Here is a 23,715-nt window from a genome sequence, read left to right as displayed (position 1 = left end):
TAATATAAAAAATACTTCTCATACCAAATCCGCCTCTAAAACCCCCTTATTCTCTTTGGTTAATCACTGAGAGAAAACTCTTACCAGCTATAGACTTTAAGCACTCATGTACTTCCTCACCACTCGGCACAAAGCCGAAAGACTTAATATCAGAGCCAAGCAAGCTCTGGAATATTGGTTTACCAAACAATTCATCCCAAACTCATAACATCCTCATTTTTCATCCACCCGCTGTAATTTTTAACCAGCAATTCTTAATAGGCTATGAATGACCGATCGACTGGATTTATTTTGATTGTAGACGATAACGCAACTAACCTATCCGTATTGTCTCAGGCGCTCAAACAGGTTGGTTTGAAAGTTCGGATGGCGATGGATGGAGCAACTGCTATCAACATTGCTCAGCAGCAGTCTCCAGAATTGATTTTGCTGGATATACAAATGCCTGGTATGGATGGCTTTGAAACTTGTACTTGTTTGAAAGCCAATCCATTAACTCAAGTTATTCCAGTCATCTTCATGACGGCGATGGCAGATGCCGACAGTAAGGTAAAGGGACTATCCTTGGGTGCAGTAGACTACATCACTAAACCCTTTGAACAAGAGGAAGTTATCGCCAGAGTCAACGTTCATTTGCAACTGCGACACCTTACTAAAACGCTACAAGAAAGGAACGCGCAACTAAAGCAGGGGAATGAGGCACTCGAACAGCGCGTAGCAGAAAGAACCGCTCAACTCTCCCAAGCTTTTCAAGATTTACAACAATTCCAACTCCAACTGGTTCAGAATGAGAAAATGTCAGCCTTGGGGCAATTGGTTGCTGGGGTCGCTCACGAACTGAATAATCCGATCGGATGTATTGCTAGTAACCTCGCTCCAGCGTTTGAGTACGTAACTAACCTCACGAAAGCAATTGAATTTTATCAGCAGTTCTATCCCGAAGCCACCTCAAAACTAGAGGAAAAGCTGGGAGATCTCGATCTTGAGTTTTCGTTGTCAGATTTGCCAAAGCTGCTAAACTCAATGAAGTTGAGCGCCGATCGAATCAAGGACATCTCGATTGCTTTGCGAAATTTTTCGCGTTTTGATGCAAGAACCAAAGTGCGGGTCAATCTGCACGACGGATTGGACAGTACCCTAACCATTTTGCGTCATCGTTTGAAAGCTGCGGGTTCGCGCCCTGAAATTGAAGTCATTGAGGACTATGGCGGACTGCTTGAGATAGAGTGTTATCCAGGGCTGCTCAACCAAGTGTTCATGAATATTCTCGCCAATGCAATAGACGCCCTAGAAGAGTCTCTAACTGCCAAACCTCAGATTCGGATTCAAACAGCCCTGGTTGATGGATACGCCGTCATTCGCATTGCTGATAACGGGATTGGTATGTCGGCTGAGGTACAGCAGAAGGCGTTTAACGAGTTGTTCACAACGAAAGCTTTTGGAAGAGGTACAGGCTTGGGATTATCCATTGGTCGTCAAATTGTGGAGGAAAAACACAAGGGACGAATCAGTTTTACATCTGAAGTGGGGCAAGGCACAGAATTTGCGATCGCTTTGCCGATCGATTAAACCAGATTTTTAGTCAAATTGATCGGGAATTATCGCTTCCGCCCTGATGTTTAAATATTTGTTTGCAAAATTGGTAAATGTAGTCTGTTGACACTCCCCAGCCCTAAAGGGACGGGGATTCTTGCTTCACCGAGCGCTCTTGCTTAAAAGCCGTTTCCAGATTTAAGTAGAGGAGCATCTCTCCACAAGCGTTGATTTCGGTATGCCCTACCGTATTTGAGATATAGCCAAGCAACTTTAATGCCTTAATCAAAATATTGATAGCGGCATTCTCATCCCTATCTAAAATAACTCCGCATTTACAAGCGTGAGTACGAATAGACAGGGATTTTTTGACTATCTGCCCACAACCTGAACAATTCTGGCTGGTGAAGTGAGGGGGAACAGCAACAGCAACTTTACCAAATTTCAGCGCAAAATACTGTATCCATTCCCTGAATTGCGACCAGGCAGCATCGCTAATGGACTTGGCTAAATGATGATTTTTTACCATGTTTCGCACTTTCAGGTCTTCAAACGCCACGATATCGTTAGATATCACCACGCACCTTGCTAATTTCACAACAAAGTCTTTGCGTTGGCGAGAAACCCTCAAGTGTTTTCTACCTAAACGGTTAATAGCTTTCTTCCTATTGTTAGAGCCTTTAACCTTTTTAGAGACTTGACGCTGCAACCTCTTCAATCTTCGTTCGGATTTCCTCAAGTAGCGAGGGTTGTCTATTTTAGCCCCGCTGCTGTCGGTATAGAAATGGTTTAATCCTACATCTAAACCGATAGATTTACCTGTGGGTTCTACCTCCTGAGTATTTTCGGCTTGAATGCCAAACTGACAATAATAACCATCGGCTCTTTTGACTAATCTTACCCGTTGAATTTGTTCGACTTGATAAAAATGCAAGTCGTAAGTGCCGATTAGTTTGAACGAACCAATCCATTTCTTGTCAGTAAAGGTTATCCTTTTCCTATCTTCCGTAAGTTTCCATCCCGACTTTTTATACTCTACAGACCGTTGGTTTTTCTTGAATCGGGGGAAGCCTTTTTTGCCTGCTATTTTCTTCTTGCAGTTATCGAAAAACCTTGTAATTCCAGCCCAACAACGTTCTGCGGAGGCTTGTCTAGCCGTCGAGTTGAGTTCGTTAGCAAAGGGAAATTCTTTGGCCAGTACCGCACAGTAGGCGCTCAGGTTGTATTTGTTTACGCCTTTGTTGTCTATCCAGAAACGTAGGCATTTATTTCTGATAAATTGTGATGTGCGGATTGCTTCATCGATAGCGCGATATTGCGGCTCTTTCCCTTTGATTTTGAACTCGTAGGTTATCATGGTATCGACCTAATTTACCTATCTTTACGCTATAATTGGCAGCGCAAGGATAGGCATTTGGTAATAAAGTTTAATATTTGACTGCGGTTAAAACCGCAACCGCTTACATCCCCGTGTCTGAAGCCTGGGGCTGATTCTCGTTTTTCGGTAAGTTCAACGCCTCACAGAACCCTGACAGGTTTTGCGCTTCAATGGATTGAGGAGAAAGCAGGAAGGCGAGGGAAAAAAATTATGGCACTCATTGTCCAAAAATACGGTGGTACTTCGGTTGGATCGATCGATCGCATCACCGCAGTAGCCCAGCGGGTCTTGAAAACAGCCCAAGCTGGCAATTCTGTTGTGGTGGTGGTTTCTGCGATGGGCAAAACTACCGACGGTTTAGTTAAATTAGCTTACGAAATCTCCAGCTCGCCAAGTCGCCGCGAGATGGATATGCTGCTTTCTACCGGCGAACAAGTATCGATCGCTCTCCTCAGTATGGCTTTACAGGAGTTGGGGCAACCGGCGATTTCTCTTACTGGTGCCCAAGTTGGCATCGTCACGGAAGCGGAACACAGCCGCGCCCGCATCCTGCGAATTGAGACCGATCGCATCGATCGCCACCTCGATCAAGGCAAAGTAGTTGTGGTAGCTGGATTCCAAGGCATCTCCAGTACTGAGGAATTGGAAATTACTACCCTGGGTCGCGGCGGTTCCGACACTTCAGCCGTAGCCTTGGCGGCAGCTTTAGGCGCTAGTTGTTGCGAAATTTACACGGATGTACCGGGTATTTTCACAGCAGACCCCCGCATTGTCCCAGATGCCCAGCTAATGTCGGAAATCACCTGTGACGAAATGCTGGAATTAGCCAGTTTGGGCGCTAAAGTGCTGCATCCGCGATCGGTGGAAATTGCCCGCAACTACGGCGTGCCTTTAGTGGTGCGTTCCAGCTGGAGTGACGATCCCGGCACCTGGGTAGTCTCGCAAATAAGCCAAAAACGAGCTTTGTCAGATTTAGAACTCGTCCGCCCGGTGGATGCGGTGGAATTTGATACAGATCAAGCTAAGGTGGCGCTGCTGCGGGTGCCCGATCGTCCGGGAGTTGCGGCGCGGTTGTTTGGGGAAATTGCCTCTCAAAAATTGGATGTTGACTTGATCATTCAGTCAATTCACGAAAGCAATACTAACGATATTGCCTTTACTGTAAGCATTGGCGTCCTCAGAAAAGCCGAAGCAGTGACATCTGCGATCGCACCTGTCCTCCGTGGTAACAGCCCAAAACTAGACGAAGCGGAAGTAATTGTAGATGGGCAAATTGCCAAAGTCAGTATCGCCGGTGCGGGTATGATCGGGCGTCCCGGCGTTGCAGCGCAAATGTTTGCCACTCTATCCAGTGCTGGTATCAACATTCAAATGATTTCCACCTCGGAAGTGAAAGTCAGCTGCGTTATTGATGCCTCAGATTGCGATCGGGCTATTGCCATCCTTTGTTCCGCCTTCGATGTCAACAGTTCCCCAGTTCAGTCCCTACTCCCCCACTCCTCCACTCCCCCACTCCCCCACTCCCCCACTCCCCACTCTCCAGTGCGAGGCGTCGCCCTGGATCTCAAGCAGGCGCGTATAGCATTACGTCATGTGCCCGATCGTCCCGGCACAGCAGCGCGGTTATTCCAACAACTAGCTAAGCAAAATATTAGCGTCGATACAATCATCCAGTCTCAGCGCTGTCGCATCGTCAATGGTACACCCAGGCGGGATATTGCTTTTACCGTAGTGCGAGGTGACGCTGAGGCGGCAAAGAAAACTCTGGAGGAAGTAGTCTCAGAATGGGGATGCGGCGAGATTGTAGTTGATAATGCGATCGCCAAAGTCAGCGCCGTTGGCATCGGCATGGAGGGGCAACCCGGCGTTGCAGCGCGTCTGTTTGAGGCACTGGCAAAACACCAAATCAATATTCAAATGATTGCCACCTCAGAAATCAAAATTAGCTGCGTTGTGGCAGAAGAACAAGGCATTACCGCCTTGCAAGCAATCCACGCCGCCTTTAATCTGGCCGGTACTCAGAAAATCCAAGTTCCGGCTTAAAGTAGTAGGGTTCGTTATCTCGTTTGGATTTATTTCTGCTACAAATGAATGATATATGGTGTAGGGGCAATTCATGAATTGCCCCTACACCATATATCATATCAAGTCCGGTTGCATCGTTAGTACATGAGCGATACCATCAAATTGTCTGTTGTTATCGTTGGTTAAGTTTTTACCGCAGATGAAGACAGATGAACGCAGATGAACGCAGATAAAAGGTGGAATTTTTTAGGCAACTCAAAACTCTACTTTAGCTCCACTCTACTAACTCAAAACTCAACACTCAAAATTCAAAACTATTTAAGCAATTGCTGCTGGCTGTCCAACTACCAAAGTTGTAATCAAACTGCTAATCAAGGAAAGTGCGATCGCTACGAACACAGCACTCACAATCCCTTTTTCCAAACGAAAGCCGGTCACTAATCTAGCGGCTACAGTCAAGGCTATGACATTGATAACAAATGAAAACAAACCCAATGTCAGAATCTTCACTAAAAATCCGTAGATGCCAAATGTGAAGAAATTTGGTATCGTCAAAACAAAGAAGTTGATAAAAGTATTTACGATACCCAACACTGCTGCCGAAATGTAAGCTAGCCCTGGATTATCAATTTCAATTCCCAATGGTAGCTTCGTAAGAATCAGCAAACTAGAAGCCGTAACCAGCCAAGTAATCAAAATATCAACGAAATCCATATTAAAATTCCTCCGATTTTAAGTTAGGGCATGGTATAAACTCCCACAATAATTACCTTAACTCGCCAATCCGAGGGTTCCCTCTGCTAATCGATATAAATCTCACTACCTCTCACAAACTAATATCCAGGCAAAAATAGCTGAAAAAACACGATAATTCATCTACCTTTAGGAATATTAGCCCGTTCTAAGGAGTTCTAGACCTTCCGGGAGTAGCTGAGGTTCCAGGAGTAGGTGCTGTACCCGGTGGTTCGGGAACGCCACTAGAAGGCGGTACAGTGGGTGTCAACACCCCATTGGGAAGAGTGGGGTTGAGCCCTGGGTTGGGCGTGGCATAAGGATTAGAGGGATTATAAGGATTGAGGGGATTTGTGCCGGGGTAGGGTGTCAAGCCTGGAGTAACCGTAGAGGGGGGATTAATACCGGGGGAATAGGGCGTCAATCCAGGGGTGGTAGAGGGCACCGAAGAATCGGAAGAGGGGACTTGTGCAGGCGTATCGGGCAGGGTTGCCAAAGCGACGCGATCGCCTCCCACCAGCCGCATCTTATCCAAAACTTGCACGACATCGTTGTAAAAAGCCGTCTTGGAAGCATACAGAACCATCATTCCATCGGGATTCTGCTGGCGATATTCCCGCAATTTTTGTTCTAGTTCCTCTGGTATCACCAGTTGATTTTCTACATAGATTTGATTAAAAGGATTGATGCTGACAATTAACATCTGGCGCGTCTGCGACGTCGTAGTGCTGCTGCTGGCTTTGGGCAAATCAACGCTAATCGCCTGCTGACGAGTGAATTGCAAAGCAGCCAGGATAAAAAACGTCAGGATACAAAAAATGACATCAATCAGGGGGATGATCTCAATCCGAATCTCTTCAGGTGGGGAATCCAGGTTAATCTTCATTCTGCAAGTAGGGTTAAGAAAAGGTACTGGTGTTGAGTTCGATTAATTTCATGGTAGGGGCGGTATCCTGCTAAAGGACAACCTAGTACCACTACGCGGAAGTCACTCATTCACTCATTCAAAAATTCTTTGAGTGTCAGGCATTTAACTACTTCTTTCCGGGTGGGTTATTTCTGCCGCGCTGCATTAGCAGCGAAACGGCATCCGCACGGACACTAATCGGGATTTTCAACAGAATTAGATCTGTCTAATTTTGGTTTTGGTAGATCGTTAGAACTGTCTACTCTTGCTTTTGGTAGATCGTTAGAATTGTCTACTTTTGATTTTGGTAGATCGTTAGAATTGTCTACTCTTGCTTTTGGTAGATCGGGAGTGACGCTGTTGTTGTCGATCGCATAACGCCTATACTCAGCTTGTGATTGCGACCAAAACTGCCGGTAAAGCAACTCCAATTCATTCCCTGACTTGCGAAAAATTTTGATTTGGTTGAATAAGAAAACTTGAAACAAGCGGTAGAATGCCAGACTGAAAATCGCTACCACAAGTCCGCTGGCTGTAGCGATCAACGCTTGACCAATTCCCAATGTTGCCTGAGACGCTGCCGTCGTTCCTATATCGCTAATGCGAAGATCGCGCAGGGAGACAATTAAACCCCAAACCGTACCAAAAAGTCCCAGTAGCGGTGCGAGGGCAATCACCGCTTCTAAGATTTTGTCGCCCCGCCGCATATCACCCAATTCTTCTTCTGCCGCCGTTTCTAGGGCCAGTCGAAACACTTCCGGTTCGGGTTGGGATAGCCGCAAGGGGGCATAAAGAAACCGCCCGATGGGCTTATTGGTCGATCGTCTGGCAATTTCTGTAGCAGTTCCCCAATCTTGATTGGCAGCATCCAGCACGCGGTTGACAATATCTCTTTCCCTAGTCAAGATTCTTGTCCAAAACCACAAACGTTCTAGGATCGCACTCAGCGACAGGATCGACAGTACCAACAACGGCCACATAGCTGGCCCGCCATCCCTAAAAATTTCTAGGTTGTAAATCACTCTAAGAATATTGTCCACAGTCTTCGTTTCCTCCGTTTAGCCTCGTCGCTATGCTAGTCCTGTCGGCCCGATCGCCAGTAACGAGTCTGGGGCAACTTAATTGTAAAGAAATGCGGCGCAGCAGGTGCGGTCATCACCTTTTCTCATATTGAAAAAAGTCTCCAAACCCTTCTTGGTTAGGCTAACAAAGCTGATTGCGGATATCCGCACCCACAGTTAGATGTGGTATTTGCCACAATAAAAAGTAACCGGAGGCTACAAAAATGAACTTCTCAATCCAATCACTTTACAACTGGTATCGCAACACCATTCGCAATCCTAAGTATCGCTGGTGGTTGATTTTAGGATCTTTGGCTTATCTTTTCAGCCCGATCGATATTGCACCTGACTTTATCCCCGTTGTGGGGCTAATTGACGATGCGGCAATTATGGCATTGCTGGTTTCAGAAGTATCTCAGATGTTGATCGAGAACGTCAAATTGCGTCAAAGTCAGAACGCTACTAAAAACTCTTCTGCTGATAGCGCATATAGCGCATCGCCTGTAGAAGATAAAGTTGTTGACGTGCAAGCGGTTTCCGTCAAATAGCAACAACAAAAATCAAAAAACTGAATAATACCATTGCCGGAAAGCGATCGCGCTTGCTAATATGCTAGTTTTTTCTCTCTCCCGCTGGGTCTTAGCAAGACGCTATCAACCCGATAACCATATCAACCCCTCTCAGTCGCGCTGGGAGGGGTTTGCTTTTGGGGAGTTACCCATCCCAAATTTCCCCCCCTTGTCTTCCTTGTTCAATTCAGTCAATCTAACCATGTTACATTATTAGCAGGTGTTTTGGCTTGATATATCAGTCTAATATATATGCTTGAGTTAGCTACTCTAGGTCTACTCTTACGCGAACCCCTGCACGGTTATCGGTTAAAACAGCAACTGGAGCTATTTATGAGTAGCTGTATCAGCGTTAATTACGGGGCGATTTATCCTTTGTTGCGGCGTCTAGAAGAACGCGGTGATATTGTGACGCTGATGCAAGAACCAGGAGAAGCTGGGCCAAGCCGAAAAATTTATGAAGTTACCGCCACGGGGCGCGATCGCTGGCGGCAAGAAATGCTGGGAAACCCACACGAGAGCTGGGTCAACACGCGATCGCGCTTTATGATTAAGTTTTTCTTTTTTAACGATTTAGAACCTACAGAGAGGCTCAAGTTACTGGAACATCGCTTGATGGTATGTCGGCTGCGCCTGGAAAGTCTTGAAATTGAACCAATGCCACCAGACCGCTACCAAGCAGACGCCTGGAGGAGACATTTCTCCATGCTTCAAGCCGAGATTGACTGGCTGCAAGAGCAAATAAGCAAAGAACCGAGAAGCGCGACGCCAGAACAGCAGAGGGTAATAACCGCCAAAAGTGAACAATCAAGTCTTAAAAATCACGAATTACCTCTAGCCAATCACTACTGAATCACTTGAATTGAGAAAACCATGCACCATCAGCAATATAGCTGAACCAACTAATGGCAAGTCAGCGAAGACCTCTCGTCGTCCTAGTCATCTTCCTATTCCTGCGGGACTGGGGTGTTCAATGAATTTGCCCTGACGATCGCTCTAGAGGTGGTATTTTACTCGATCGCTGCTCTGACCCTTGCGCCCGCTATGTCAGCAAGACTGCTCAAGGGAAAAGAAGATTCGCGGGAAAGTAGCGATCGAAAAAATGGGACCAATTGGTCTCATTTTGCGGACAGAGAAAAAGAAAGAGGGTCGGGAAGTGGCCATCGGCGGAAGATTCCCAAAAAATATCCAATATTCTCCAGGCTGTTTGCTCCCTTCTCCGGTTGCTGAACTTGTGCGAATGGAGAATAAACCGGACGCAGGATATTTATGCTTGGTCATTTGACTTTTGACTTTTGACTTTTGACTTTTGACTTTTGACTTTTGACTTTTGACTTTTGACTCCCTAGCCCCTAGCCCCTTCTTACTTGTATGCTGATGAGCGGTTGTTTGGTTAAAGCATCAGCCTGAAGGGCAGCAGATTATTCAAAAACATATGTCCATGTTTCGTCATCTTGTGGTTGTGAGTGTGAGTGCTGCATTAGCTGAGCTTGTCATAGGCATCGCTGGTAGCAGTACGCCGGGATACGCCCTTAGCAAGGGTTCAGCAGAAGATTCACGGGCGTTCGCTACGCTGACTCAGACTCAGCATCATTTACCCAGCAGCGAACCTGGGGCCCTTCCCACTGTCTCTTCCCCAACGGGGCAGCGTGCAGTGGATCGTGAGAGTCATCCACTAGCCAAGACTTCTGGGAGGTTACCGGCTAATCTAGACCATCATTCTCTCTCGCATAACCCGCTCTCTAGCAATACGACTGCTTCTATCCCAGTAAATACAGAGGTGAACCAGTCAGCTACAAATACTTTAAGCAATGAGAGCAAGCTTGGGGGAATCAGAAAGCTGGAGGAACAACAGACGGCGAATGTCTCGCCAACGCAAGAGGCGTCACCGCCTTTGGATGTCGGTGCGTCTACCGAAGCCGCTTCACTACTACGTCAAGTTAGAAGAAATTCTTCTTCCTTGCAGTCTCAAGCAGTAGGGGCCTCTAGCACGGTAGCGCAAAATCGTATACCCGAAACTTTAGTCCCCAGTTATCTTCAACCCAATCCCAATCCTTTACAATTTCCGACCCGAACTGAAGAAGTAGATATTGAGGTAACTCAACCCCTGACGCTGCAACAAGTGCTGGAAATAGTGCGGCGCAACAATCGAGACCTCCAGGTGGCTCAAATACAGCTAGAACGCGCTAGAGCTGCACTGCGAGAGGCGCAGGCGGCTTTGTATCCTACGGCAGATCTGCAAGTGGATGCGGCTGGTGGGCGATCGACTAGCAGTGAGCTTCAGCTTGAGCGACAAAGACAGTTGAATCCGCAAATTCCCGATGAGGAGCAAGGTAGTTTTAGCATCAACGGGACATTGGGATTGAATTACGATCTCTACACCGCCGGACGGCGATCGGCTCAGATCCGAGCTGCCCAAGAACAACTGCGGATCAATCAGTTAGAGGTTGAGCGTTTGAATGAGCAAACTCGTCTTGATGTCACGAATGCTTACTACGATTTGCAACAATCTGATGAACAAGTGCGGATTTCAGCGGCGGCTGTCAGGAATGCCCAGCAGAGTTTGCGCGATGCAGTAGCACTGGAGACGGCTGGATTGGGGACTCGATTTGATACTTTGCGTGCCCAGGTGCAGCTAGGCAATGAAAACCAGAACTTGATTCGCGATCGCTCCCAGCAGCAAATCAACCGTCGCGTTATAGTTCAGTTATTGAGTCTGCCCCAGTCTGTTAATATTACCGCTGCCGATCCTGTGGAGATTGCGGGTTTATGGGATCTAACGCTAGAGCAAAGCATCATACAGGCTTTTCAGAACCGTGCGGAACTGCAACAGCAGCTAGCCCAAAGAAACATCGGCGAACAGCAACGACGCGCCGAACTGGCTGCCCGAAAACCTCAGCTAAGTTTATTTGCCAATTACAATGTGTTAGAGACATTCAACGACGGTCTTGGGTTGGCTGACGGCTATTCTGTGGGAGCGAGGCTGCGCTGGAATTTGTTCGATGGGGGAGCGGCCCAATCTAGAGCGGCTCAGCGGGAAGCTGATGTTGCGATCGCTGAAACTCAGTTTGCCAACACTCGCAACCAAGTACGTTTGCAGGTCGAACAATCTTATTACAATTTGCAGTCGAATCTGGAAAATATTCAAACTGCCTCTGTCGCCCTCGAACAGGCAAGGGAAGCTTTGCGTCTGGCACGCTTGCGCTTCCAAGCTGGTGTGGGAACCCAGACTGAGGTGATCGATGCTGAAACCGAGCTGACGCGGGCTGAAGGCAACCGGGTGCGAGCTATTATCGACTACAATCGCGCACTGGCAAGTCTTCAACGGTCTATCAGCAATCTTTTAACCAGCAGTCCCGCCGTTAGTCGCTAACTGCATGGTTTACTCTCTGTTTCCAGCCTGAGTGCATTAACACTTCAGGCGAGTTTTTTTGGCGCTGTGACAAAATTTGTAATATTTCTTAAAAAAAAGTAAGATACGATCTTAAATATCAGAGCTTCCCAACGCGAAGAGTTTGGCGAAGAAGGAATGGTAATGGCTAACATCAAATTTGTCAAGGAAAATAGCGAAGTAATTGCAGCCGATGGTGCGAATTTAAGACAAAAAATGCTAGAAAATCGCATCGACCTGTACACATTCATGGGAAAGGCGATGAATTGTGGGGGTTACGGTCAATGCGGCACCTGTATTGTAGAAATTGCGGCTGGAATGGAAAACCTTTCCCCCCGCACTGAGGTAGAAAATCGCAAACTGAAGAAAAAGCCTGCAAATTACCGTCTTGCCTGTCAAACCCTGGTAAACGGGCCGGTTAGCGTCGTTACAAAGCCTTAACTGGGCGTAGGGGAATTTTAGATTTTGGATTTTAGATTTTAGATTTAATTTCAATTTTGCGATCTGAAATCTAAAATCTTCTCCCTCTCCCACTCTCCCACTCTCCCACTCTCCCACTCTCCCACTCTCCCACTCTCCCACTCTCCCACTCTCCCACTCTCCCTCTTCCCCTAGCCCCTAGCCCCTAGCCCCTTTTTCCTCACTGGTGGTATTCTAGTGATGTTGATTTTCGATCGCATCGAGGCTAAAGTTTATGCAAGTTAATGAGCTAGGGTTCATTGCGAGTATCCTGTTCGTGTTTGTCCCAACCGTGTTTTTACTAATTTTGTACATTCAAACGGTTACCCGTGAAAGCGGTAACAAAAGTTAGCAATACCGGGCAAAGAAAAAACCCCGTCTGTAATAGTTTTGAATGTTGGGTTTTGAGTTTTAAATTAATAAATTTATTTAACTCAAAACTCATAACTATTACAGATGGAGAGTTATACTTTTCACTTAACCAACAGTACGAGCTAACAAGACTGGGCAGTTGGCGTAAACCCGCACGTAGTCTGAGAGGGAAGTGCCCAGCAGTCGGTCTAAATCTGGCAGACCTTTTGCGATCGAGGGGCGACGCTCTGGAGAACCCAGCATCAACAAGTCTACGCCCAACTCTTCGGCTAACCGACAAATTTCTTCTCCCGGCTTGCCAGTGCTGATAACGCAGCGATAGGCAACGCCCATTTTTTTTGCCTCTGCTACTGCCGGTGCCAGAACAGGATTAGTTTCAGGGCTGCTACTTTCCACTTTCGGGTTGATGCGAACAAGAATCAGCTGAGAGCCTTTGATATCGCGCAGGATAGACAATGCTAGCTTCAAGGTCGCTTTAGCGGATTCAGATCCATCCATCGCTACCATGATTTTGTTGATTTTTTTGACGTAAATATCGTCCTTGACCAACAACATGGGGCGAGCGGACAACTGAAAAACGTATTGACTGACGGAGTTTTCTAAGATTGACTCCAGGCGCTTGAGTCCGCGAGAACCCATGATAATCAAATCCACATCCATTTCATCGGCGACTTGGCAAACTATGGTCTTGGGGTCGCCCTGTCGCAGCATGGCTGTAACATTTTTGGGATCTAATTGCAAGGAACCGATCGCAGTGGCGAGAGTTTTGCCTCCTTCTTCCCACTTAGCAGTCATGTCATCGGATGTGACTTGGGAAGGCACAACGTGCAAGACAGTGACGGACGCTGGTTTGATCGAAGGAATTTCCATCAACGCCTTGAGCATTTCTTGAGAATGACCCGTTCCAGAGTCGGCAAGCAATATTTTTTCTATCATCGGTTTGTCTTGTTGGGATTAGAGTCAATCAAATTTTGAAAGCCGTTATAGATACGGATTGATCCAAGATAAAACGATCGGGTGGTTTGTTTATCAAGTTTTTTACAAGCTGTTACAGAGAGGTGACTGCCAAACTAGCGATCGCTTTGCGTGCCGATGGCATATCGCAATATATAGCTAGGGACTAGGGGCTAGGGGAAGAAGGGGCAATCCAGGGTTTGGTGGAATTAAGAACGTCCTATCCCTCATTAGATTTTAAGCAGTTGAGCGATCGCATCCTCTAATTCATTTTGTTGGCATCTGGTGATGATAAAAACTTCTTGAAAGGTTTTACCATGCCGCGCTATTAATTTAAAACCGCCGCGAATTGGCACCGACACTTTTAATTGCAATTTGGGGCTGTGACCTCTTGCCCGTCCAATCACTGCCGGGGTAATAGTTTGAATACCGGGATATTTAGTCAACCGTTCTAGAATTGGAATCAAACCGGAAATATGGGTAGAATGATTCAGAACTACGCGGCCACTGCTGGGGTTACTCATTTTTATGCTTCCTCAAGGGGAGCCATAGTCAGTCCTGCCCGCAACAGTTGTTGGTGGTAATGTTCCGCTTGCTCTTGGGGGCCAACCCAGACAATGGCTTGACCTTCATAGTGTATCTGATTAGTAAGTTCCCAGGCGCGATCGGTCGTCATACCGGGGATGTACTTTACTAAGCAGTCGGCGACGTGCTGAAAGGTGTTGTAGTCATCGTTCAGCACGATGACTTTGTAATTGGGGTAAGGCTTGCGGGTAACTTGACTAGATTTTTCAGGAGCTTTAGTAGGTGAAGTAGCCATAGTAGGGAAAAGGGGCAGAGGGGCAGAGGGGCAGAGAGGCAGAGGGGCAGAGGGGCAAGGAAAAAGAATCGTTCTTTTGAATGAGTGACTTTTGACTTTTGAATGAGTGACTTTTGACTTTTATAGCCTACTGCCAATCTTGGCGCTGATTGAAAATCGAGGTATTTGGGAAAGCAGTAGGGTTGCCATTTCGATCCAAGCGGCGTTGCAGCGCTTCTAGTTGCGGTTCTGGTTTGGGGAGTTCATCCACCAGTTGATATGGTAAAATACCGTTTTCCAGAGCAAAAGCTGCGGTTGTTCCAGCTGCTGCCCCTGCTGACCACTCAAATGAGTGTACCCGATAGGCAGCGGCGGCTGTGTGGCTGGTGGCGATACTTTTACCTGCAACTAGCATATTATCTATTTTTTGGGGAATCATGGCTCGCAGGGGTACTTGGAAGGGGTAAGCTTGACCTTGAGCTTTTCTAGTGCCTTCCCGTTCTTTGTTGCCAGGGGTTTCTGGGGGGCTTTGGGCCATACAGGGATGGAAGTCGATCGCATAGTGACCGATGCCGACAGAATCGGGGAAGATAAAAGCACGCGATCGCGGTTTGACATCTGCCGGAGATAAAGTTTCTGCTAGTACGGATGGTGCATTTATACCAGAAAGTATTGCCCACAAGCGGCGATACTCTTCCGCAGATAAGTTACTCGTGTAATAATCGTCGCGGAAATTGTTCCGAGAAATATCAGTTTCCCACACTGTAAAACCTGACGGGCGTCCGTAGCTGGGGCGTCCGATAATCCGCCGTCCTTCCCGCATATAGGGATATTTGGATAAACCGTGTACTGTTCCCATTGGGGATTTTAAGCCTGTGACATAGCGCAAATTGGGATAAGGTTTTTTGACATTATCGCCAAGTTGAGAATCTGTCGTTCCTTGTGCTAACCAATAAAAGAAACCGATCGCATTTTCCTCACCCTTGCGGAGAGTTTCCGTCCGCAGTCCACCCATCCATCCTCCCGGTTGTAGCTGTCCGCCCTCTTGCAATTGTTCGCGGGTATATATAAGGTTATCTTGAGATGTTCCCGGACGATAATCGTTACCCCAAGTCCAGTTTTGCATGGAGATATCGCCGGGATTAATAGGATATTCTCTGGGATTAGTTCCTAATTTTTGATCGGGTTTGGCACTTTTGATGCGGCGATAAGTGAAAACGAGGGGGAAACTGGCTAGTCGCTGCAATTCATAACTGTAATAAGGTGCATATTGCTGATAAAATGATGGGAGCGTATGAGTTTGAGCTTCTTTAGTTGCCTCCATGCCAAAAGTATAAGTAAATCCCTGCGTGCAGTAAGCATCGCCGCTTTCAGTACCAGAAGAAGGTTCTAAGGCTGTACGAGAATCGATACCGAGACGGTAGGGAACGTCCGCAAGGGCAACTAATTCGCCGGTTTCGGTGGCTTCAATGACATACCAATCTGCTGGTTTCGGTTTTTGATTAGATTTTCTCGATTTCTTGGGTACGAAGCGGATAATGCTTTTGTCGAATCGGTTTGAATTCTCGTAACGGTAGCTGTCTTCGATCGTTTGGGATAAAGGTTCGGTGTTTAAGGGTGGTGTGTTTTTAGCTGGAAGGTGTTGAATTGCGATCGCACTTTGAATCACTTTCCCAACCCCCCCTTTTTCCCCCCCGTTCACAGGGGGGATAACAGGACTCTCTTGTCCCCCCCCGTTGACGGGGGGGTTAGGGGGGGTAATTTCCAGTTCCTTAATTACTGTAGAGGGGAACCATTTCAGCTTACCATTTCCGCGATTTTCGGCATCCTTCAATATATCAAACAAGAGTTTGTGACCGTCGCGGGGCAGAAAACAAGATTCGCTTACCCAACATTTACCGGGATTGAGGCGATCGTAATATTCCTGTATCCGCTTGCGAAATTCTAAATAGCCACGAGGATAGAATAGCAGTTTTCGCTGGGTTGGTCGTTCATCTAAAGCAGAAGTTCCCTGTGCTGAAATTTGTCCGCCTACCCAGTCGGTAATATCAGTTAAGCAAACTGTTTTCCCCGCCAGCAATCCTTCGTAAGCAGCAGCAGAACCGGAAAGTCCCCCACCAACAACGAGAATCTCACATTCTTCTGTTTTATCTGCTTGTCTGGGTGGTGCGGCTATGGCAAATGGAAAAGCTGATTCCAGTAAGATTAAGCTGAGGGAGAGGCTAGTTAGCAAACGTTTCATATTTTGATATTTCCGTTAAACTTATACATTTATAGCAATCGGATTTGGTTTGCGATCTTTTTTAACGAACCACGAAGGACACGAAGATAAGAAGAAGGAAGAAAAGATAATACTAAATCCGGGTTAACTATCCCCTTTTTCTTGAAGCCCGCGCAGGCGGGCTTTGTACGCGCAAGCCGCGACTTTAGTCGTCGGGTAACAAAGGGGTTACTATTTCTATAGACAGTCTTTCGATCCTAATTACTGCAAAAAGGCAGTCAAAAGTCAAAAGAATCCTTCTTTTGACTAGCCCCTCTGCCCCCCTGCCCCTCTGCCCCTCTGCCCCCCTGCCCCCCTGCCCCCCTGCCCCTCTGCCCCTCTGCCCCTCTGCCCAATTATTGCCAGTTTTTCCCAAATTCATTAAATATTGAGGTGTCGGGAAAGGCAGTGGGATTGCCATTTTGCACAAGTCGTCGTTGCAAAGCTTCTAGTTGTAGCTGTTTGCGGGGAAGTTGTTCGACGAGTTGGTAAGGCATTACGCTATTTTCTAGGGCAAAAACAGCTGTAGTACCAGCAGCTGCACCAACTGACCATTCAAAGGAATGCACCCGGTACGCTGCGGCTGCTGCGTGGCTGGTGGCGATACTTTTGCCAGCAATCAACATATTATCGATTTTCTGGGGAATCATGGCACGTAGGGGGATTTGGAAGGGGTAGGTTTGAGAAGCTGCGATCGCTTCGTTGGGATATCCCTGGTTGCTAGGAGTTTCTGGCGGACTTTTGGCTAAGCAGGGGTGAAAGTCTATTGTATAGTGACCGATGCCGACAGCATCGGGGTAAATTGCCGATCGCGATCGCACTTTCACTTCCTCTGGAGACAAAGCCTCTCGAATTACAGCTGTTGCATTTATACCACTCAGCAATGCCCACAAGCGCCGATATTCTCCTGAAGACAAGTTATTGCGGTAATAATCATCGCGGAAGTTTTTCCGAGAAATATCAATTTCCGATAATGTGAAACCTTCGGGATATCCCCACGCGGGTCTACCGATAATTCTTCGTCCTTCTCTTATATAAGGATATTTGGATAAACCATGCACTGTCCCCATCGGGGAATCTAATCCTGTGAGATAGCGGTTATTGGGGTACAGCTGCTTGACGCCATCGCCCAGTTGTGAGTCGGTAGTACCGGCTACCAACCAGTAGAAATAACCTTGGGCTAGTTCTTCTGCGCCGCGCAAGCTTTCTACTCGCAATCCTCCCATCCAACCTCCCGGTTGTAATTGACCGATCGCTTGCAACTGTTCGCTGGTATAAATTAGATTATCTTGGGATGTTCCCGGACGATAATCGTTACCCCAAGTCCAGTTCTGCATGGAAATGTCTCCCGGTTTGGGGGGAGTAACGCCGAAAGTTTCTTTGCGTCTGATTTTTAATTCTTTTGGGGCATTTGGGTTACTCCAAATGCGTCGGTATGTGAAAATTAATGGAAAGTTAAATTTAGTCGCCTCGAAGCTGTAGTAAGGGCTGTAGCGAGAGTAGAAGGGCGGCATTTGGTGGATTTGCGGTTCTTTGGTTGCCTCCATTGCAAAAGTGTAAGTATATCCTTGAGTGCAATAAGGATCGCCAGTATCGTTTGCTGCTGAGGGTTCTAAGTAAGAACGCGGATCGATTCCCAGTCGGTAGGGAACGTCAGCAAGGGCGATAATTTCGCCGGTTTCGGTGGCGTCGAGGACGTACCAGGTGGGAGTGCTGAGTGCTTCGGCTTTAGTGCTGAGTGAAGAAGGGGGGATGAAACGGATGATGGTTTTGTCAAAGCGAGGGGAGTTTTCGTAGCGGTAGCTGTCTTCTATAGTTTGTGATAAAGGTTCGGTGTTTAGCGGTGGTGTGTTTTTGGCGGGGCGATGTTGAATTGCGATCGCACTTTTAATCACTTTCCCCTCTTGTCCCCCCCCGTGGACGGGGGGGTTAGGGGGGGTAATTTCCAACTCTTTTACAACAGTAGAGGGAAACCATTTCAGTTTACCCTTACCCTTTTTCGCGGCATTTTGCAGTATGGAAAAAACAAATTTGTGACCGTCGCTAGGAATAAAACAAGCTACACTTACCCAACAGTCACCAGGATTAAGTTTTCCATACTTGCGTTTAATCCGTTCTCGCAATTCCAGATATCCGCGTGGAAAGAATTGCCGTTGGCGTTGGGTGGCGCGTTCATCCAAAGCTGAGACACCTTGGGATGAAACCTGTCCTCCCACCCAATCTGTGATTTCGGTTAAACAAACGGTTTTCCCCGCCAGCAATCCTTCGTAAGCAGCAGCAGCGCCCGCAAGTCCGCCCCCAACTACCAGAATCTCGCATTCTACGGTTTTATCTGGCTGTCTGGGCGGTGCGGCGAGGGCAACTGGAAAAGCCGATTCTAGTAAGATTAAGGTGAGAGGGATGGTGATGAGCGATCGTTTCATAGTTTAACGTAAGTTGGTGAGAGTTACTATACTCCGCACAGGCACAAACTGTTATTTTTGATTTGTAGGGGCGAAGCATTCCGGTAAATATCTTTGGGTTCAACCAGCAAATTATTACCGGAATACTTCGCCCCTACTGCTGGGTTAAAAAAGCTCGTTCTATGACCGTGCTAAGTATACATCCAGGTGGCTTTTTGACGCTACCATTTCCCCAATGTTCATTACAAGCTTTTCTCGATCGGGATTGGCGATGAGGCGCGATTTGAGTTAAAATTTTTTTACAGTCTGTTAAACTTGTTTCGTGGAAAGGTATAGTTTTATGACAAATGCAGACGCTATTTCACTATTTGTCGAGCTACACAAGCAAGAACCATTTGATTGGGTAAAAACCACTAATGCGTATCAAAGAATTATTCACTTGTCAGATTTAGAGGATAAGTGGGATGGTTACAATGCTCCTACTTTTTCTAAAACCCAGATTAATAGAGCATTAAGTCTCTACGCAAGTATTCGCAGTTACTCTATCAACAGAGGGATAAATTTACCGAAAATTGAGCCGTTTGTTGCCCCAGCTTCTGATGGAACGATTCTGTTTGAGTGGGGTGGAAAGCGCTTTCCTGTGAGACAGCTTGAAGTTTATGTTTCGAGGGAAGAAGCTGATTTGTTTGAATACTTAAAAACTGAAGGGGATTCAGAGTCAGAAGAAGAATTTAATTTAGAGGGGCTATACCCTATACTAGACTGGTTGTTTATTCACTGTTGATAAATGACTGAAGTTTATCAGGTTAAGCCCGATGACAAGCTGTTGAGATGGCTGCATCCAGGTCAATTTAACTGGGAGGAAAACAGACCTACCTCGGCGGCTTTCAAAGATGAAAATATGTCGGTTGATATACTTTGTCTAACAACTATAGAAGAAAGCTACAGCAGAGCTAAGAAAATCGGGAAAAATGCTGTTCTGTTGTTTCTATCAAGACTCAATTGGCTCTAGAGAAAGGGCTGGAAATACGTCACGATCCTAAAGAAGATAACTATGCTCATTGCCTAGTTGTAGGCAAAAAGACGAAATCAATTGCTAAATTCCTGGCGGAGAGTTCTGAAGTAGAGATTTATCCACCTAACTAATTCAACAGCATTGAGAGAATTACAGTTGGGTATGACAGGTGGCGATCGCACGAAGATTGGGTAAAACAATTATTCGATCGCTAATTACCATTTAATTCGATTTACCATCGCTGCCAAAGTACTCCCGATAAGCACAAATTTTGTCTCCACTAACATCTAGGGAAATAGCTATTCGATTTTTGTAAGGTTCTCCCTGTAACATTCCTTTGTCGCAGAACTCGAAAACCACAGTAGTCTCGTTGCTGGTGATGCGCTCTACTGAAGTAATCGTCAGTCCTCCAATGAATGTTTCCGAAACATACTGAAAGAATTCACGAACCCTTTCTTTACCGACATTCAAACCGTGAAAAGGCCCGACTGGAAACCAAAAGGTAAAATCATCGGTGAGCATATCTAGAAGTGGGTTCCAATCGCCTGTCGCTAGACCGTGAGTTAAATGTTTAAATGCTTGCTGGGCGACTTCTAGTGTGTTATGTTTTATTTCTTTTGTCATTTTGATTATCTCATGGATACTATATTTTACAAGATTTTTAAACTTTGGACGAAAGGTGAAGAAGTTAGCATAGGTTTAATCTATGTGTTTTGTAGCGCTGCAATATTAGGCGATCGGCTTGGCTGGAGGGAGATGAGAAATTGGCTGAACTACGAAGACCTTACTTTTACTTTGAATGCGCCTCATGGACATTTGCCTTGGTTGGGTCGATTGGGTGGGTGGCTGGGAGCATTTGGGGTGTGGTCTGGTTCTTTTATCGCGCAAAAAGCTGTAGCTTGTCATCTCTAATCGCTAGTCATATTCCTCCCGAAATCCTCTTATCGTCTAATAGGAATTCTAGCTTTGACAGAATCAAAACCTGACCACCACTTTACCGCAATTCTTACCACCGATCAGATATTCTACAGCGTCGGGAATTGATTCCAAACCTCTGAATTCAGTTGGATCGATCGCGACTTGGATTTGGCCGCTATAGAAAAGGTCGAGCAAGCTAGAGCGTGCTGCTGGCATATATTCCTTGTAAAGTGGGTTAAGAAAACCGCGTATCGAAGCTGCTTTCCAAAGCAATTTTCCGTAAATTCGGGATTGCTGAACTTGCTCCTGATTCTTGCCGTAATCGGATATGAAACCAACCACAATTAAACGTCCCCGCACAGCCAAATTATCAACGCAGATATCGAAAATTTGTTTGCCAACACACTCGAATACCAAGTTAATGCCGTTGGGATATTCTTTTTTGAGGACTTCATCTAGGTTTTCTTGGCGGTAGTTGATAATGCGATCGCATCCTAACCGTTTGAGTAATTCAACTTTAGCATCCGATCCGCAAACTCCAATCACATGATTTCCCGCCAATTTTGCCCATTGTACCGCGATATGTCCCGTTCCCCCCGCCGCTGCGGTTACGAGGACAGTTTCGCCGCTTTTCATCTCGCCAACTTGTTCCAACGCCAGCACAGAAGATACCCCAGTAGGCATCAAAGTTAGCACTTCTGGAATTGCTTCTGGAATCTTTATTACTTGGGAAATATCTACAACTTGGTACTCTCGATATCCTCCACCGCGAAAGATTGTTTGCACTGGATCTCCGACTTTAAAATCGGTGACGTTATTCCCAATTGATACTACTTCACCGACAACTTCTACACCTAAATCGAAAGGTGGTGTCGGGTTTACGTATGGAACTTCACCTCGGCAAATTAATGTATCGAATCCGCCATTAACTCCGGCAAATTTGTTGCGAATTACAATTTCGCTGTCAGTTGGATCGGCGAGGCTGACTTCTACGATTTCCACAGCCGATCGAAAATCTCGGTTAAACTGTTTCGCTATGAGCTTTTTGTAAATTCTGGACTTAAGCATTAGCCCCCCTAACCCCCCAAATCTGGGGGGAACCGGAGCTTACTCCCCCCAGATTTGGGGGCAAGGGGGGGCGAAACAAGAAATATTGCGTAAGTCCTGAAATTGTTGAATTCATATTTTTTACTAAAAAAAAGCAACCCTAAAACCAATATCATAAAGTGAGGCATTCGCATCAAATTTAGCACGAAATGCAGAACGGCAGTTCCTTGGGCCTGTGTTCCAGGAACCACCGCGCAATACCCGTTTATTGCTATCTCCATCTGTTGTCCAAACAGTGCCATCAGTGGGTGCATCTTGATAGTTATCGTGCCAGAAATCGGCACACCATTCTCTGACATTACCGTGCATATCGTACAGACCACACCTGTTGGCTACTTGAAAGTAGCCAACAGGTGTGGTTTCCCTGCGATCGCTTCCTTTTGGCCCAGCGCCGTAAGACCCCCGACTGCATATTTTTCCCATGTATTCCCAATCTATTCCTGAATAATTTGCTAAATCTGTTGTGCAAGTTTCTCCAAAATGAAAAGGTGTTTGAGTTCCAGATCTACAGGCATATTCCCACTCTGCTTCACTGGGAAGTCGGTATTTCCGTCCACTATATTTAGATAACCTGTCACAGAATTCGATCGCATCATACCAAGAGATTTGTTCTACAGGTAGGTTTGCTTCTTTAATAGTCGATGGATCGGGATTAAGAAATTGCTTGATTTCGGGGAGAGTTGCTACTGCTTGCCATTGAGCTTGAGTAACTGGATACTTGCCCATAAAAAATGGCTTGATAGTTACTAAATGTTGAGGATTTTGAGTCGGTGACCACCCCTCTTCTGTGTTCGGTGTGCCCATTAAGAAAGTACCGCCAGGAATAGCAACCATTTCTAGGGTTATTTCCTGTCGCAAATCTTCTATCAGATATTGAACGGAATTTCGAGAGCGATCGATCTCTTTTCCTTGAGGGTTAACGAGCGCTACATCAAAGTCAAACGCAACCAAATCTAACATTTATACACCCTTCGATGAAGCAGTACAATACACCTGAATTTTTATGGTAAAACATCTATAAAATCCAAAAAATTTATGACTACTTTCGATATTTCTTCATACTTTTGATTCATCATACAAAATGTTCCGCCTTCAATATCAACTACCTTTGCCTGGGGAATTACTTTTGTAATGAAATTTCTGCTTCCTGACTGCGCTAAACCGAGTTGTATAAGTCCTTTGATATCCTCAGTTCCCGATAAGACGAGAGTTGGACACTTGATGAAAGGAAATCTTTCTATAGTACTGAACTTTGTAAAAGCAAAAGGTGCATAGGCAGGATAGCCATAACATTTTGCTTCGTCTAACATACAGCGGTGATTTAATTCTGTAGAACCTACGTAGGCGGCGCGAAATGACCATCTTTCAACGAGGTGAGTGCCATCTGCTTTGATTTGGAAAACTTCGGCATATCTTTTTAAGATGGCAGCTTTATCTTGTTCGGTGAATTCATCCACGTTACATAAGATCATTTTTTCAACTCGATCTGGATAAGCTGCTGCTACTTCTCCCGCTATGTAAGCACCTGTGTGGTGTCCCAGTATGTTTATCTTTTTTATTCCCAACTCATCCAGAAGTAAGATGACTGTTTTGGCGTAGTCTGAAATAGAATACATTCTGGGTGGCTTATCTGAATCGCCAAGTCCCATCAAATCCATCGCAATCACACGCCTTTTTTGAGCAAAGATGGGCATCAACTCGTGAAATTCATTACTGCTGCTGGGGTTTCTATGCAGTAAAAGCAGGGAGTCGCCCTCCCCGCCGATGCGGTAATGAATTTGTCCATCTTCTGTATCTAAGAATGCTCTTTTAATCGCTTTATTCATCTAAATT

General features: G+C 46.1%; 23 protein-coding genes. 10 read left to right on the top strand and 13 right to left on the bottom strand.

Annotation, left to right across the window (positions count from 1 at the left end):
* The first annotated feature begins 264 nt into the window (after nucleotides 1-264).
* Nucleotides 265-1,569 carry a sensor histidine kinase gene (locus tag LAY41_RS08925; protein WP_249096596.1) on the top strand — a complete coding sequence of 435 codons (1,305 nt, stop codon included), beginning with the start codon at nucleotides 265-267 and terminating at the stop codon, nucleotides 1,567-1,569.
* Between the two features lie 103 nt (nucleotides 1,570-1,672).
* Here the strand turns inward: LAY41_RS08925 and LAY41_RS08920 are convergent, their stop codons facing one another.
* Entirely contained in the window at nucleotides 1,673-2,890 is a 1,218-nt protein-coding gene (locus tag LAY41_RS08920) for an RNA-guided endonuclease InsQ/TnpB family protein (RefSeq protein WP_249096594.1), read from the bottom strand.
* A 231-nt stretch (nucleotides 2,891-3,121) separates the two neighbouring features.
* On the opposite strand from LAY41_RS08920, the gene LAY41_RS08915 reads away from it, so the two are divergent.
* Nucleotides 3,122-4,954 (top strand): aspartate kinase, encoded by a 1,833-nt coding sequence (locus LAY41_RS08915; protein WP_249096591.1) that lies wholly within the window; start codon nucleotides 3,122-3,124, stop codon nucleotides 4,952-4,954.
* Between the two features lie 300 nt (nucleotides 4,955-5,254).
* On the opposite strand, the gene LAY41_RS08910 is transcribed toward LAY41_RS08915, so the two are convergent.
* The 3 genes from LAY41_RS08910 to LAY41_RS08900 all read right to left on the bottom strand — a co-directional run bounded on the left by LAY41_RS08910 (nucleotide 5,255) and on the right by LAY41_RS08900 (nucleotide 7,555).
* Nucleotides 5,255-5,650, bottom strand: coding sequence for a phage holin family protein (locus tag LAY41_RS08910; RefSeq protein WP_249096587.1), 396 nt, complete (start codon nucleotides 5,648-5,650; stop codon nucleotides 5,255-5,257).
* Between the two features lie 187 nt (nucleotides 5,651-5,837).
* On the bottom strand, nucleotides 5,838-6,554 hold the full coding sequence (locus LAY41_RS08905; protein WP_249096584.1) for an ExbD/TolR family protein: 717 nt from the start codon (nucleotides 6,552-6,554) through the stop codon (nucleotides 5,838-5,840).
* Nucleotides 6,555-6,769: 215 nt separating this feature from the next.
* A complete protein-coding gene (locus tag LAY41_RS08900) occupies nucleotides 6,770-7,555 on the bottom strand; it encodes a MotA/TolQ/ExbB proton channel family protein (RefSeq protein WP_249096866.1) in 786 nt (261 codons plus the stop codon).
* Nucleotides 7,556-7,860: 305 nt separating this feature from the next.
* Here LAY41_RS08900 and LAY41_RS08895 point away from each other — a divergent pair, with 305 nt between their 5' ends.
* The 5 genes from LAY41_RS08895 to psbM all read left to right on the top strand — a co-directional run bounded on the left by LAY41_RS08895 (nucleotide 7,861) and on the right by psbM (nucleotide 12,407).
* Nucleotides 7,861-8,184, top strand: coding sequence for a YkvA family protein (locus LAY41_RS08895; RefSeq protein ID WP_249096580.1), 324 nt, complete (start codon nucleotides 7,861-7,863; stop codon nucleotides 8,182-8,184).
* Nucleotides 8,185-8,457: 273 nt separating this feature from the next.
* A complete protein-coding gene (locus tag LAY41_RS08890) occupies nucleotides 8,458-9,057 on the top strand; it encodes a PadR family transcriptional regulator (RefSeq protein ID WP_249096575.1) in 600 nt (199 codons plus the stop codon).
* Between the two features lie 589 nt (nucleotides 9,058-9,646).
* On the top strand, nucleotides 9,647-11,578 hold the full coding sequence (locus LAY41_RS08885) for a TolC family protein (protein ID WP_249096572.1): 1,932 nt from the start codon (nucleotides 9,647-9,649) through the stop codon (nucleotides 11,576-11,578).
* A 162-nt stretch (nucleotides 11,579-11,740) separates the two neighbouring features.
* Nucleotides 11,741-12,037, top strand: a complete 297-nt coding sequence (locus LAY41_RS08880) for a 2Fe-2S iron-sulfur cluster-binding protein (protein ID WP_249096569.1) — start codon at nucleotides 11,741-11,743, stop codon at nucleotides 12,035-12,037.
* Nucleotides 12,038-12,290: 253 nt separating this feature from the next.
* Nucleotides 12,291-12,407 carry a photosystem II reaction center protein PsbM gene (psbM, locus tag LAY41_RS08875; protein ID WP_249071404.1) on the top strand — a complete coding sequence of 39 codons (117 nt, stop codon included), beginning with the start codon at nucleotides 12,291-12,293 and terminating at the stop codon, nucleotides 12,405-12,407.
* A gap of 125 nt (nucleotides 12,408-12,532) precedes the next feature.
* Here the strand turns inward: psbM and LAY41_RS08870 are convergent, their stop codons facing one another.
* The 5 genes from LAY41_RS08870 to LAY41_RS08850 all read right to left on the bottom strand — a co-directional run bounded on the left by LAY41_RS08870 (nucleotide 12,533) and on the right by LAY41_RS08850 (nucleotide 18,863).
* Entirely contained in the window at nucleotides 12,533-13,363 is an 831-nt protein-coding gene (locus tag LAY41_RS08870; RefSeq protein WP_249096559.1) for a universal stress protein, read from the bottom strand.
* A gap of 248 nt (nucleotides 13,364-13,611) precedes the next feature.
* Nucleotides 13,612-13,905: a DUF2103 domain-containing protein gene (locus LAY41_RS08865; RefSeq protein WP_249096555.1), complete on the bottom strand. Its 294-nt coding sequence runs from the start codon at nucleotides 13,903-13,905 to the stop codon at nucleotides 13,612-13,614.
* A 2-nt stretch (nucleotides 13,906-13,907) separates the two neighbouring features.
* A complete protein-coding gene (clpS, locus tag LAY41_RS08860) occupies nucleotides 13,908-14,201 on the bottom strand; it encodes an ATP-dependent Clp protease adapter ClpS (protein WP_249096553.1) in 294 nt (97 codons plus the stop codon).
* A 127-nt stretch (nucleotides 14,202-14,328) separates the two neighbouring features.
* Complete coding sequence (locus tag LAY41_RS08855) at nucleotides 14,329-16,422, bottom strand: FAD-dependent oxidoreductase (protein ID WP_249096548.1); 2,094 nt, start codon at nucleotides 16,420-16,422, stop codon at nucleotides 14,329-14,331.
* Between the two features lie 374 nt (nucleotides 16,423-16,796).
* A complete protein-coding gene (locus LAY41_RS08850) occupies nucleotides 16,797-18,863 on the bottom strand; it encodes an FAD-dependent oxidoreductase (protein ID WP_249096546.1) in 2,067 nt (688 codons plus the stop codon).
* A 319-nt stretch (nucleotides 18,864-19,182) separates the two neighbouring features.
* On the opposite strand from LAY41_RS08850, the gene LAY41_RS08845 reads away from it, so the two are divergent.
* Nucleotides 19,183-19,626, top strand: coding sequence for a hypothetical protein (locus LAY41_RS08845; protein ID WP_249096544.1), 444 nt, complete (start codon nucleotides 19,183-19,185; stop codon nucleotides 19,624-19,626).
* Nucleotides 19,627-19,629: 3 nt separating this feature from the next.
* Nucleotides 19,630-19,854 carry a hypothetical protein gene (locus LAY41_RS08840; protein WP_249096540.1) on the top strand — a complete coding sequence of 75 codons (225 nt, stop codon included), beginning with the start codon at nucleotides 19,630-19,632 and terminating at the stop codon, nucleotides 19,852-19,854.
* A 225-nt stretch (nucleotides 19,855-20,079) separates the two neighbouring features.
* Here LAY41_RS08840 and LAY41_RS08835 read toward each other — a convergent pair whose 3' ends face one another.
* Nucleotides 20,080-20,481, bottom strand: coding sequence for a nuclear transport factor 2 family protein (locus tag LAY41_RS08835; RefSeq protein WP_249096536.1), 402 nt, complete (start codon nucleotides 20,479-20,481; stop codon nucleotides 20,080-20,082).
* A gap of 12 nt (nucleotides 20,482-20,493) precedes the next feature.
* Here LAY41_RS08835 and LAY41_RS08830 point away from each other — a divergent pair, with 12 nt between their 5' ends.
* Entirely contained in the window at nucleotides 20,494-20,769 is a 276-nt protein-coding gene (locus LAY41_RS08830; RefSeq protein ID WP_249096533.1) for a GUN4 domain-containing protein, read from the top strand.
* 63 nt (nucleotides 20,770-20,832) lie between these two features.
* Here LAY41_RS08830 and LAY41_RS08825 read toward each other — a convergent pair whose 3' ends face one another.
* The 3 genes from LAY41_RS08825 to LAY41_RS08815 all read right to left on the bottom strand — a co-directional run bounded on the left by LAY41_RS08825 (nucleotide 20,833) and on the right by LAY41_RS08815 (nucleotide 23,708).
* Nucleotides 20,833-21,843 carry a zinc-binding dehydrogenase gene (locus tag LAY41_RS08825; RefSeq protein ID WP_249096531.1) on the bottom strand — a complete coding sequence of 337 codons (1,011 nt, stop codon included), beginning with the start codon at nucleotides 21,841-21,843 and terminating at the stop codon, nucleotides 20,833-20,835.
* A gap of 123 nt (nucleotides 21,844-21,966) precedes the next feature.
* The gene (locus tag LAY41_RS08820; protein ID WP_249096527.1) at nucleotides 21,967-22,842 is read right to left on the bottom strand and encodes a formylglycine-generating enzyme family protein; all 876 of its coding nucleotides are present in this window, start codon (nucleotides 22,840-22,842) and stop codon (nucleotides 21,967-21,969) included.
* A 41-nt stretch (nucleotides 22,843-22,883) separates the two neighbouring features.
* The gene (locus tag LAY41_RS08815) at nucleotides 22,884-23,708 is read right to left on the bottom strand and encodes an alpha/beta fold hydrolase (RefSeq protein ID WP_249096525.1); all 825 of its coding nucleotides are present in this window, start codon (nucleotides 23,706-23,708) and stop codon (nucleotides 22,884-22,886) included.
* Nucleotides 23,709-23,715 lie beyond the last annotated feature (7 nt).

Origin of the sequence: Argonema galeatum A003/A1 (assembly GCF_023333595.1) — a bacterium.
Classification (GTDB): Bacteria; Cyanobacteriota; Cyanobacteriia; order Cyanobacteriales; family Aerosakkonemataceae; genus Argonema; species Argonema galeatum.
Note: the sequence above shows the minus strand (reverse complement) of the source record. Positions and strands in the feature narration are given on the sequence as shown.